9 protein-coding genes are annotated in these 11,602 nt (G+C 47.5%); 3 read left to right on the forward strand and 6 right to left on the reverse strand.

Annotation, left to right across the window (positions count from 1 at the left end; all coding sequences use genetic code 11):
* The first annotated feature begins 3 nt into the window (after positions 1–3).
* Positions 4–1,098: a serine hydrolase domain-containing protein gene (locus H1A14_RS06425; protein WP_194775385.1), complete on the forward strand. Its 1,095-nt coding sequence runs from the start codon at positions 4–6 to the stop codon at positions 1,096–1,098.
* A gap of 4 nt (positions 1,099–1,102) precedes the next feature.
* Here H1A14_RS06425 and H1A14_RS06430 read toward each other — a convergent pair whose 3' ends face one another.
* Together H1A14_RS06430 and H1A14_RS06435 are read right to left on the reverse strand one after the other, a co-directional pair.
* On the reverse strand, positions 1,103–2,374 hold the full coding sequence (locus H1A14_RS06430; protein WP_194775386.1) for an APC family permease: 1,272 nt from the start codon (positions 2,372–2,374) through the stop codon (positions 1,103–1,105).
* 326 nt (positions 2,375–2,700) lie between these two features.
* Positions 2,701–3,381 (reverse strand): hypothetical protein, encoded by a 681-nt coding sequence (locus tag H1A14_RS06435; protein ID WP_194775387.1) that lies wholly within the window; start codon positions 3,379–3,381, stop codon positions 2,701–2,703.
* Between the two features lie 150 nt (positions 3,382–3,531).
* On the opposite strand from H1A14_RS06435, the gene H1A14_RS06440 reads away from it, so the two are divergent.
* Positions 3,532–4,407 carry a phytanoyl-CoA dioxygenase family protein gene (locus H1A14_RS06440; protein ID WP_194775388.1) on the forward strand — a complete coding sequence of 292 codons (876 nt, stop codon included), beginning with the start codon at positions 3,532–3,534 and terminating at the stop codon, positions 4,405–4,407.
* A gap of 10 nt (positions 4,408–4,417) precedes the next feature.
* Here H1A14_RS06440 and H1A14_RS06445 read toward each other — a convergent pair whose 3' ends face one another.
* From H1A14_RS06445 to H1A14_RS06455, 3 genes are read right to left on the reverse strand one after another with little or no spacing between them, the layout of a single operon-like run.
* Positions 4,418–5,173, reverse strand: a complete 756-nt coding sequence (locus tag H1A14_RS06445; RefSeq protein ID WP_194775389.1) for an SDR family NAD(P)-dependent oxidoreductase — start codon at positions 5,171–5,173, stop codon at positions 4,418–4,420.
* Positions 5,174–5,176: 3 nt separating this feature from the next.
* Complete coding sequence (locus H1A14_RS06450) at positions 5,177–6,892, reverse strand: IlvD/Edd family dehydratase (RefSeq protein WP_194775390.1); 1,716 nt, start codon at positions 6,890–6,892, stop codon at positions 5,177–5,179.
* Positions 6,893–6,897: 5 nt separating this feature from the next.
* Positions 6,898–7,731, reverse strand: coding sequence for a sugar phosphate isomerase/epimerase family protein (locus H1A14_RS06455; RefSeq protein ID WP_194775391.1), 834 nt, complete (start codon positions 7,729–7,731; stop codon positions 6,898–6,900).
* Between the two features lie 105 nt (positions 7,732–7,836).
* On the opposite strand from H1A14_RS06455, the gene H1A14_RS06460 reads away from it, so the two are divergent.
* Positions 7,837–8,880, forward strand: a complete 1,044-nt coding sequence (locus H1A14_RS06460) for a twin-arginine translocation signal domain-containing protein (RefSeq protein ID WP_194775392.1) — start codon at positions 7,837–7,839, stop codon at positions 8,878–8,880.
* On the opposite strand, the gene H1A14_RS06465 is transcribed toward H1A14_RS06460, so the two are convergent.
* On the reverse strand, positions 8,866–11,598 hold the full coding sequence (locus H1A14_RS06465) for a glycoside hydrolase family 78 protein (protein WP_194775393.1): 2,733 nt from the start codon (positions 11,596–11,598) through the stop codon (positions 8,866–8,868). The two genes, H1A14_RS06460 and H1A14_RS06465, sit on opposite strands and share 15 nt — an antisense overlap.
* Between the last annotated feature and the right edge of the window lie 4 nt (positions 11,599–11,602).

Genomic DNA, 11,602 nt, shown 5'->3' on the forward strand with positions numbered 1-11,602 from the left:
AAGATGCGTCTGAAATTCGTCTTTAATCTATTTGTACTCAGTGTTATATTTTCCTGTAGACCAAGCCAACCAATAGAATATCCAGGTGTTACATGGTCTTATGCCCAGCATGAGGAGATTGGAGTAGATGAGACCCACCTATCTCATGCTTTGGAATTCCTCCGGAATGAATCTTTTGAGGATGGAATCCGCCAAGTGATGGTGATAAGAAATGGCAAAGTCATCTTCAGTGGTGATGCTGTGGAGCGTTCCCAAAACATTTATTCTTGCTCAAAGGGTTTTACTTCCTTGGTTATGGGGCTTTTGGTTGATGAGGGAAAAATAAGGTTGGACGACCATGTAGCAGAAATTTTGCCGGAGTTGAAATATCAATATGGGACACTGACTTGGAGACACTTTGCCACCATGACTTCAGGGTATAGTGCAGAAGGGAGGAGCCGCTGGGAGGATGAAAATGCGGACTGGTCTCTGACTCCCTATTCCCCTGAAGCGCCACATTTTGAACCTGGGAGCCATTTTGAATATTGGGATGAGGCACAGATGATGTTCGGAAAAGGCCTAACCGAAGTACTTGGAAGGACCATGCATGAGTACTTGGATGTAGCCATTATGCAAAAAATAGGGTTAGGAGAATGGCACTGGGGTACAGAACAAACTACTTCCGCCGGAATAGACATAAACAACGGATGCACAGGCGTACATCTGAATGCATCCCAGCTGGCAAGAATAGGTTGGCTATTTTTGAATCGGGGCAAATGGAAGGAGGAGCAGCTGGTTAGTGCACGATTTGTCCGTGAGGCCACAAGCCCTCAAGTGCCTTCTGGGCTACCTGTCTTTAGAGGAGATAGAGCGAATGTCAAGGGCTCTGGTTCTTATGGGTTTAACTGGTGGGTCAATTCCAAAGATGGCCTGAGCAGAATGCCTCATGCCCCGATTGGCACGGCCTATCTTAGCGGGTTAAACCACAACATGTGTTTCATCATTCCGGAATGGAACATGGTCATTGTGAGAATGGGGGATGATAAAAATCCCATTCGACCAAAACATGAGGTATGGGATGATTTTTTCAGAATTCTGAGCTCCGGTATTTCATCCTGATCAATCACCGTATTCTTCTTTTTCCAAAATAATGAACGGCATAAATCACCAGTCCCAGACCGGTCCACAGGGCAGCATCGCGGATTTCCAGAAGATCCGTGCCCGAAAGCAGCCAAATGGACATCAGGATCCCAAAAATGGCAAAGAACTTTCCCAATGGTATTCGGAAATAGCCCTTGCCAGGGTGAATTTGTCTGAGTCGGATCAAAGCGGCACAAACCAAAATATACATCAGCAGGCGTGAAATCACAGATATGGCCAGGCTGCTCATAAATCCCCAAAATACCGACACAAAGCCCACCAAGATGCCAAAAAACAACAAGGAAACCACCGGAGTGGCAAATTTCGGGTGGACCCGGGAGAAGATTTGCGGAAACTGACCCTCTTCACTGAGTGCAAATGGCATTCTTGAGCCACTCAGTACCTGCACATTTAAGGTTCCTAAAATGGAAACCACCGCACCTAAGGTGATCAACAAACCACCTCCCCAACCCATAAAGCCCTGTGCGGCATCGGCGATGGGTTTGTCAGATTGGGCCAGCTCGGGCAAAGTCCCTATAGAAACCAATTGGATCAGGACATAAAAAAGGGTGATGACCAAGGTAGCAGCAATAAGGGCAAAAGGTAAATTCTTTCTGGGGTTTTCGATCTCCCCGCTGTTGACCAAACCGGACTCAAATCCGCCAAAGGCAAAAATCAGCAAGAGGGTGGAGGCAGAGAAAGCAGTCAAATCAGGGCGCTCGGCAAAGTTGATCAGGTCCGTGTCCAGGAAAAACAAGCCCACGATGATAAAGATGGCCAAGGGAAAGAGTTTGGCAACCGTAAGTACATTTCCCACTCGGGCAGAACTGCGGACCCCGATCCAGTTGAGCAGGGTCAGTGCAAAGGTAATTCCCAAAATCATGGCAATCCGGATGGAGGCCTCCATAAAAACATCAGAAAAAAAGGAGAGGTAGAGAACCATCAGATTGATCAGTGTGGCATAGCTGAAAAGCCTGGTCAGCAGCAAAAGCCAGCCTATGATAAAGGCAGGCACAGGACCAAAAGCAGCATGCACATAGAGGTAGGGTCCACCTGTTTTTTCAAATCTGGAACTCACTTCGGCAAAAACCAAAATCAGCACCAACATCATCAGGGCGCAGACGCCAAAGGCCAAAAGAGAATAAGCACCTGAGAGCGCAAATACCTTGGCCGGCAGGGCAAAAATACCAGCTCCGATAACACCATTGATAATCAAAAAAAACAGATCCCACTTCCGGATACCGCGCTTCAGCATATTTTTTTCAGGGTGACGTCAAATGGAAAGATAAAGAATGTCCCTGAAAATATGGTTTTGAAAAATTGGTTTTTTTGATCAGGGATGGGGCTTAGCTTTTGTCGCTTGGCTAACTTTGACCTTTTTTCAGGATTTTCTAAAAATTTTCTCCGAAGTTTTATACTTCTATCTTATTCTCAAATAATACAATCTGTTTCGTTGTTGAATTGCCAATTCACTTTGATAAGGTGAAGATACACCTAGCGTCTTCGTCAATCTTCACCCAGATGGGAATTTCCTCAATAACCCAAATCAGTAGCAAGCAGAATGGCTTAATTTGGACTGTTTTATTTATCCAGGTAATAAAAGTCCGTATTCCTGAACAATGAGAAATTCAGGGAGACATAAAATATGTTCACATTGAGATCTTCATAAGGCCTGCTGGTGATGCCATTTGCATCCGTTTGCTGGAAATTTCGGTTGTAAAACTGGCTGAAGTAATACTTGAATTTAATGCTTGTGCCTTTGGGAAGGCCCATGCCTACCATAAGGGAATGTTGGAAAGGCCTTACCCTATCGCTGAACCAGACGTTGAAGCGATCCGTTCTCCGTTCATTGGTAAATGTCTTTTCCTTGTAGTTCAAGGGCATTTCAAGTTCATATCCAAAAAATAGAAAGCGGTTGCTTAAGTCCCCTACTTTCACCCCGAGCGGTATGCCTAAGTTATACACCCTGGCTTTTTTTCGAACTGAAGGGGATTCATCGTAGATGAAACCGACGTTTCTCAGATTGAGTCCGGTAAACCAGCCAAAACGGTCAGTTTCATCGAAATTGACCAGGTTCTGGAAATTGAATACCGGAGAAAAGCGGACCACATTGTTGAGGTTGTCCAAAGTCCCGGAAGAAAAAATCCATTCTCCACCCGAAGAGGTGTAGACTTTACGTTCCCTTTCCACTACTTTTTCCTGAGCAAAAGACGGAGCAATAAAATAGCCCATAACCAACAATAAACATGATAAGATTTTCATAAAGACTTTTTGATTTAAATTTGAAGATAAAAAATTGACGTGAGAATTAGCATGATTTCTTGATTAAATATTTAGCCAAATTTGTCAGTCCCCATCACCTGATGGAAATTCAGGACGAATGCTTAAATTGGGTTTAAAATCCAAAATGACATGGAAGACCTCTCCCAATTCCACCACCCGCTTACAGACCTGTTTCCCTGGCCAAAAAGCAAGAAGGAGTGGGAACCCTATCGCCTTAGCAAGGGACAACTGGAATTTTTTCAGGAGGAAGGCTATCTTTCAGGCATTACACTATTGAATTCAGATCAGATTTCGGCTTTAAAAAAGGATTTAGAAGAAGTGGCTGACCCTTCACATCCCTTGCATCATTTGTTCCATGAATTTCACAGCAATGAATCCGAAGATCCTGATTCGGTGCTCTTTCATTCTCTCGGGCATTGGCGGATTTCCAGGGCTTTCCATGATGTGATTTGGAATCCCGCCTTTGTGATGGCAGCACATCAGCTTCTGGGAGAGCGGGGCCTCAGGTTTTGGCATGACCAACTCTTTTGCAAACCCGCCCGCCATGGGGGAGTGGTGGCTTGGCATCAGGATTATTCCTACTGGACCCGAACCGTCAAAATGCAGCACCTGACCTGCTGGTGTGGTCTCGATGATGCGACAGTGGACAATGGATGTCTCTACTATGTCCCCAAAAGCCATACTTGGGGATTACTGGAAAAACCGGCCTTGGCAGGAAACATGGATGGCCTGATGGAATTTATGAACGAAGCCCAAAAGGCAGCTTTCAATCCTGTGCCCATCGAACTTGAAGCCGGGAAGGGCACCTTCCACCATCCGCTGATGGTGCATGGCAGCTATGAAAACCGTTCTTCGAGATCCAGAAGTGCTTTTGTGCTCAATGTATTCGCCGAAGGTACCCTGTCCAATTCGGACGAAACCTTGCTCAAAGGAGTACCCATCATCCCAAAGGGGGCCAAAATGGAAGGTCAGTTTTTTCCCTTGTTGATGGAAGCTTCACTTTAGAGCAGGTCCACTACTTTGGCAAAGGGCTGATGCTGGTCCATCCCCCATCAATGATCAAATTTTGTCCGGTGATATGTCTCGCCTCCGGTGATAACAAAAACACCGCAGCATGTGCGATGTCTTCCACAGAAGCAGGCCGACCCAGGGGCGTGATCTTGGCCCAGGTTTTGGCATAATCGGGATCTTCTTGGGTCCTTTCCGTCAGGGTCGCACCTGGGGCGATGCTGTTGACGTTGATTTTATGCGGAGAAAGGTCGATGACCAGATTTTTGGCGAGCATCTCTATGGCTGCCTTGGTCATCCCATAAGCCGCAAGGTCAAGGTGTGCCTGATGGGCAGTCACCGATGAGGTAAACAGGAAGGATCCCCCTTCACCTTGTTTTTTCATCACCTTAGCCGCCGTTTGTGCCAAAAAGAAACTACCGCCCAAATTGACCTGTAAGACTTTGTAGAAATCTTTTTCTGGGAAAGTAAAGAAATCCCCGTACAAAGTAATGCCCGCATTGGCCACTACCATGTCCAATCTCCCGAATTCAGAAAGGGCCCTATCCACGAATTTTTCCAAAAAAGACAAGTCACTGACATCTCCACCCATTCCCTTACATTGACCTTTGGTTTGTTCCCTGATGGACTTGGCTGCCTCCTCAGCCAACTCCGCATCCAGGTCATTGAGCAAAACAGCCGCCCCTTTGATGACCAATTGCTTGGCGATTTCCCTGCCGATTCCCTTCCCGGCTCCGGTGATGATGGCTACCTGATTTTTCATGATTTAATGAGAATCTCTTTTGACTACCGAACCTGAAGACCCCTTCAAAAAATCAAAATCCACCCCTTCATGGGCTTGGTTCACATGCTCTATAAATAGTTTGGCATACCCACGGTTGTAACCAAGGTTTTCTGATTCAAATGCCATCCTCCTTTGTTCCAAAACTGTTGGTTCCACCAATAGATCCAGGGATCTGTTTGGCACATCCAGCCGAATAAGGTCGCCGTTTTGCACCAAAGCCAAATTGCCCCCAACAGCCGCTTCAGGTGAAATGTGTAAGACCACGGTGCCATATCCTGTTCCACTCATGCGGCCATCTGAGATTCTGACCATGTCCTTGACGCCCTTTTTCAGCAGTTTTTCGGGGATTTGCATGTTACCCACCTCGGGCATTCCCGGGTAACCTTTGGGGCCCACATTTTTCAATACCATCACTGAGTCCTCGTCGATGTCCAGATTCGGGTCATCGATGCGGGCTTTCAGATCATCAATGTTTTCAAAGACGACCGCTTTGCCGGTATGGGTCATCAGTCTAGGGGTAGCAGCGGAGGGTTTGAGCACAGCCCCATCGGGGCACAAATTGCCTTTGAGCACCGCAATGCCGGAGTCAGGTTTAAAAGGCGCTTCCAAAGTACCGATCAGGTTGCGGTCACAGCATTCGGCTTTGGAAATGTTTTCCCCGATGGTTTTGCCGTTGACGGTAAGCTGATCTTTGTGGAGGAATTGCTCCATCTCTTTCATGACTGCCGGCAAGCCACCCGCATAAAAAAGATCTTCCACAAAATGTTCTCCCGAAGGCTGCACATTGGCCAATAGGGGGATTTTGGCTGAAAGCCGATCAAAATCAGCAATGTTCAACTCCACCCCGATTCTTCCTGCTATGGCCAAAAGGTGAATGATAAAATTGGTGGATCCCCCGAGAGCGGCATTGACCATGATGGCATTTTCAAAAGCCTCACGGGTGAGAATATCCGTCATAAGGACATTTTCCTTGATCATTTCCACCATGCGTATGCCTGCCAGGTGGGCCAGGCGCTTGCGTCGGGAATCAGCCGCAGGTATGGTGGCATTATCGGGCAAGGCAAGACCAAGGGATTCTACCATCGCCGCCATGGTGGAGGCAGTGCCCATGGGTGCACAGTGTCCCGGGGATCGGGCCATGGCCGCCTCTGCTGCAACGAACTCCTCCTGGCTCATCTTTCCGGTTTTATGGTCTTCTACAAAGCGCCAAAGGTCAGATGTACCGATTTTTTTGCCTTTGAACCTGCCTGCCAACATCGGTCCTCCGGACACGACCATGGTCGGAATATTGACAGAACAGGCCCCCATGACCAGGGAGGGGGTGGTCTTGTCACATCCACACAGCAAAATAACGCCATCCAAAGGGTTGGCACGGATGCTTTCTTCCACATCCATGCTGGCCAGGTTCCTGAAAAGCATGGCGGTGGGTTTCAGGGTACATTCTCCCAGGGACATGACGGGAAACTCCAGCGGAAAGCCTCCGGCTTCCCAAACCCCACGCTTCACAGCCTCTGCCAAGGCGGGAAAATGAGCGTTGCAGGGGGTGAGTTCTGAATAGGTATTGCAGATGCCAATGATGGGCTTGCCCTCAAAAAGATGATCAGGAAAGCCCTGATTTTTCATCCAAGCACGGTAAATAAACCCATCTTTTCCTTTCCGGCCAAACCATTGCCGGCTTCTCAGTTGCTTGTCTTCCATGGGGCTTATCGATCCAGAATTTTTTTGATGAATCCTACACTGTGGGGGATCTGTTCCACTGACCTTGACGATTCATCTTCAATGATCAGGTATTTGGTCCGGTTCTTTTTGGCCTGAAGGATGATGCCTTCCATGTCCAAGTCCCCGGTACCTAGCGGCACATTGGACTCCACATCTCCTCTACCATCCGTACTGCCGGGAGTTCCGTGGGCACGGTCTTTGACGTGAAGCATGGGGAATTTCTTTGGATAGGCTTTCATGATGGCCACAGGGTCACCCCCGCCCATCTGCACCCAATACACGTCCATGTTGAAATCAAAATGTTTGGCATTTTTGAGAAAATAGTCGAATAAAACTCCTCCCTCGTGTGGTTTGAATTCATAACCATGAGGGTGATAGGCCAGGGTGATACCGGATTTTTTAAGGATTTTTCCTGCTTCATTGAATAAGTCAACCGCTTCCTTGGTTTCCTTGAAAGAAAACTCTCCATTCGTATGGGGGATCCAGGTGCAGGTGGCATATTTTGCTCCGTAATGCTTGGCCCTGTCGATGATCTCCTGTGGGTTATTTTTGAGGGTTTCGTAATTGGCACCCACTCCGATGATTTTTAGTCCGTTGTCTTTGAGCAATTGATCATAGGTTTCCTGAGACATGCCGTAGGTTCCGCCGCCTTCTAGATTTTGGATTCCCCATTGGGCGATCATTTCATGGTATTTTACCGGATTCTCTTTCATTTGCTCCCTAAGGCTGTAGAGTTGAAGGGCAATTTCCTGAGCACAAAGGGGATAGGAAATCAGAGCTAGCAAAAGGAATAAAATCTTTCTTGAATAGGTTTTCATCGGTTTGGGTTAAGGTTTGAGCATTGATCCAAGTTAATAAAAATGAATTGTAATCTTGAAAATCTTTTTAAATTTAGAGAAAACCCCAAAAATGTTTTTGTGATTATGAAAAAGAATCGAAGGACCTTCCTGAAAAAATCGGCTTTAGCCGGAATGGCCATGGCGGCATCTCCTTCCCTGACCTGGGCCCTAGGCAAAGACACCGTCATCGGTCACGGTGATTTTACCTATAAAGTACTTCCCGAATGGGGCAGGTTGGACAGTTCTCGCACTCCGGTGCTCAATTGTCATGAAATGGTCATGGATCAAAAAGGCCGTATGATCCTCTTGACGGATGAGGTGCGCAACAACATCATCATTTATGACCAAGGGGGCAAATTGCTGGAAACATGGACGCTTGACTTGCCGGCAGCCCATGGACTGAGCCTGGTCAATGAAGGTGGGGAGGAGATGCTTTGGATCGTGGACAATGGGGGCCGGGTGGTCAAAACTGATCTGAAAGGCAGGATCATCTCTGAAATCCCAAATCCCCTTACCCAAGGAATCTATCAGGAAGGGATGCGTTATACGCCTACAGAAACCGCGGTGGCTCCAAACGGTGATCTATATATTGCGGATGGCTATGGATCTCAATACTTTTTGCAATACAACCACAATGGGGAATTTATCCGGAAGTTTGGCGGAGATGGGCATGGGGATGAGCAGTTCAAAACCGCCCATGGCATCTGCATAGAGACCCGAAAGGGCAAAACTCCCAGCCTGATTTGTACCTCAAGGGTACATAATTCATTCAAGAGGTTCAGCATGGAAGGCCAATATCTGGAGACCGTTTTTCTTCCTGGCGCATTTGTATGCAGGCCAGTCATTCATGGGGATCACCTGTATTCGGGGGTTTGTTGGTCCAGAAGCAAATACCTGGAGCCCATGGACAACTCAGGCTTCGTCACCATTCTGGATGCTTCCGATAAGGTCGTATCCAATCCCGGTGGTACTGCTCCTGTCTATCAAGACGGGCTATTGCAGCTTATGGTGCAGGACCAGCCCATTTTCAAGCATTGTCATGATGTATGCCTGGACCAGGACGATAACCTCTATGTATGCCAGTGGAATGCAGGCAAAACTTATCCCATCAAATTAGTCCGTGTTTAGTTCCTCAGCTTTCCAGTCAGTAACTTCAAAAGTATAGTTTCCTGAACCCAATTTAACCGGCGTATATTCCCCCTCCAAAGGCATTGCGGACCAGGCAGATTTAGTGGACATGTTTTTTCCACCTTCCAAAATGCGGCTTTTATCTGAGGAGGGCAGGTAAAGCATGGCCTGGGTGTTGGCGGGGACTTGAACGGTCATGTTAAATTTACCCTCTTCAATTTTCCAATCTGAAATGATTTCACCATAATAGGTTTTGAGGCTTCCTTTTACCTGAGTGAGGTCGCCACCCACTTTGGGTTTGATGACAAACTGACGGTAACCGGGATGCTCAGGAACCAATTGTATCCCGGCCAGGTGCTGGTACATCCAGTCTCCAATGGCCCCATAAGCATAATGGTTGTAGGAATTCATATTGGGAGTCTGAAGAGATCCGTCCGGTTTGATCCCGTCCCATCGCTCCCAAATGGTCGTGGCACCCATGGTGACCGGATAAAGCCAAGAAGGGTATTTTTCTCTGAGAAGAAGCTGAAAGGCCAAGTCATCATAACCAAACCTTGACAATACATGGTTGAGATAAGGGGTGCCCAAAAAACCGGTGGTCAGGTGACCATAGCTGTTGATGTTTTCGGCCAAGCGGTCTGCGGCCTGTTGCCTCAGGTTATTCGGGAGCATGTCAAAGTGCAGGGTCAGTACATACGCGGTCTGGGTTCCTGATACCAATCTGCCGTTGGGGGTCAGGTATTCTTTGAGAAAAGCTGCCTTGACCTCAGCCAAAAGCGCCTCATATTTTTTGACATCTTCCACTTTGCCCAGCACCGCAGCGGTCCGAATCATGATTTGGGTGGAATGGGCAAAAAAGCATTGGGCAATAAGGTATTTGTCGGTAACGGCAGCCCTGCCGTCATTGTCATCATCAGGACGGTAAAACAACCAATCCCCAAAGTGAAAGCCGGTATTCCACAGGTAATTTTTTGCTGTATTTTCCATATACCCCACCCAACTTTGCATGCTTTCATATTGGGTCTCAAGGATGCTGGTATCTCCGTACACCAGGTACATGTCCCAAGGGATGATGGTGGCAGCATCTGCCCAGCCTGCCGAACCCGTAGCTCCTTCACCGATGACATTGGGCACCACAAAGGGAATAGCCCCATCTTCTTTTTGGTCAAGGGCAACGTCCTTTAGCCATTTTGTGAAAAAGGGATGTACATTCAAATTAAATGTTGCCGTTCTGGAAAATGCCTGTGCATCTCCGGTCCAACCCAGTCTTTCATCCCGCTGCGGGCAGTCCGTAGGCACATCCAGAAAGTTGCCCCTTTGGCCCCATTTGATGTTGTGCTGCAGTTGGTTCAGCAATTCATGTGAAGTGGTAAAGCTTCCGGTAGTTTCCATATCCGAATAGAGGGCAACAGCCGTAAAATCAGCCTCTTTGATCTCTCCCGGAAAAGCATCGAGCCGGATATACCGGAATCCCTGAAAAGTAAAATAAGGCGCATAGATTTCTTCTTCCCCGCCTTTGAGAATGTAGGTGATTTGCTGTTTGGCTGCTCTCAGGTTATCGGTGTAAAACCGGCCTTCTTTATCCAAAATCTCTGCATGGGAAAGCTTGACCGTATCCCCTGCATTTCCTCTGACTTTAAACCGGACAAAACCCACCAGGTTTTGGCCAAAATCCATCACCTTTTCCCCATCGGTGGTTGTAAAGAGCTGCTTTACTGGAAAGTTTTCCTGTGCCCTGATGGGTTCATTGTATGTGGCGACCAAGTCCTCGTAGCCATAATCTTTGGTTTTTACAGGCATCCAGCTCGATGCCTCAAATCCCACTTGATTCCATCCTTTGGGTTCCGACCTGGCATCAAAAGTTTCACCATTGTAAATGTCTGAACTCAAAACCGCCCCTTTGCCCGATGTCCAGCTGTCATCAGAAATGATTTTTTGTTTGCTCCCATCAGCATATTCCAGGACGATTTCCATCAGGAAAGACAATTCATCTCCATAGAACATCTCCTGACCGGTAAAGCCGATGGATCCCCTGTACCAGCCATCTCCCAAAACCACGCCGACTGCATTCTGACCCGATTGGATCAGCTCAGTCACATCATACACCTGGTATTGAATGCGATGGTGATAACTGGTCCAGCCAGGGGTCAGGTAGTCATTTCCGATTTTGTTGCCATTGATGGAAGCCATGTAAAGTCCTCTGGCTGAAATGTAAGCGGTAGCTTGCTCAATTTTATTCTCTGCGGCAAATTCTTTTCTAAAATAGGGACTTGGCCTGCTTTTCTCCTCCGGGAATCCCTGACCAATCCATTGTGCACTCCAATCGGAAGCCCCAAAATACCCCGTTTTAAATGTAGCAGCACTGCTCCAACCTGAAACCTGACCCTGATTGTCCCATGTCCTTACTTGCCAATGGTAGGTTTGGTTGGGAATCAGCTTTTCGCCTTGATACTTTACCAGTATGGATTGTCCTGATTCCACCTTGCCTGAGGCCCAGACCGGATTTTTGAAATTGCTTGTTTTACTGACCCTTACCTCGTAGGCTGTCTGCAAGGTCCCTCTTTTGTCGGACACCAACTCCCAGGAAAACCGGGGTTCTGTTACATCCAGTCCCACCGGGTTGACGCGGTTTTCGCACCTAAGCAGGGTCAAGCTCAGTTTGGCAGTGGCTTGAGATAAACTGAAGAAGGCAAGGAAAAGACAGGCTATCCATTTCATAAAG

This window comes from Pararhodonellum marinum (assembly GCF_015354735.1).
Classification (GTDB): Bacteria; Bacteroidota; Bacteroidia; order Cytophagales; family Cyclobacteriaceae; genus Pararhodonellum; species Pararhodonellum marinum.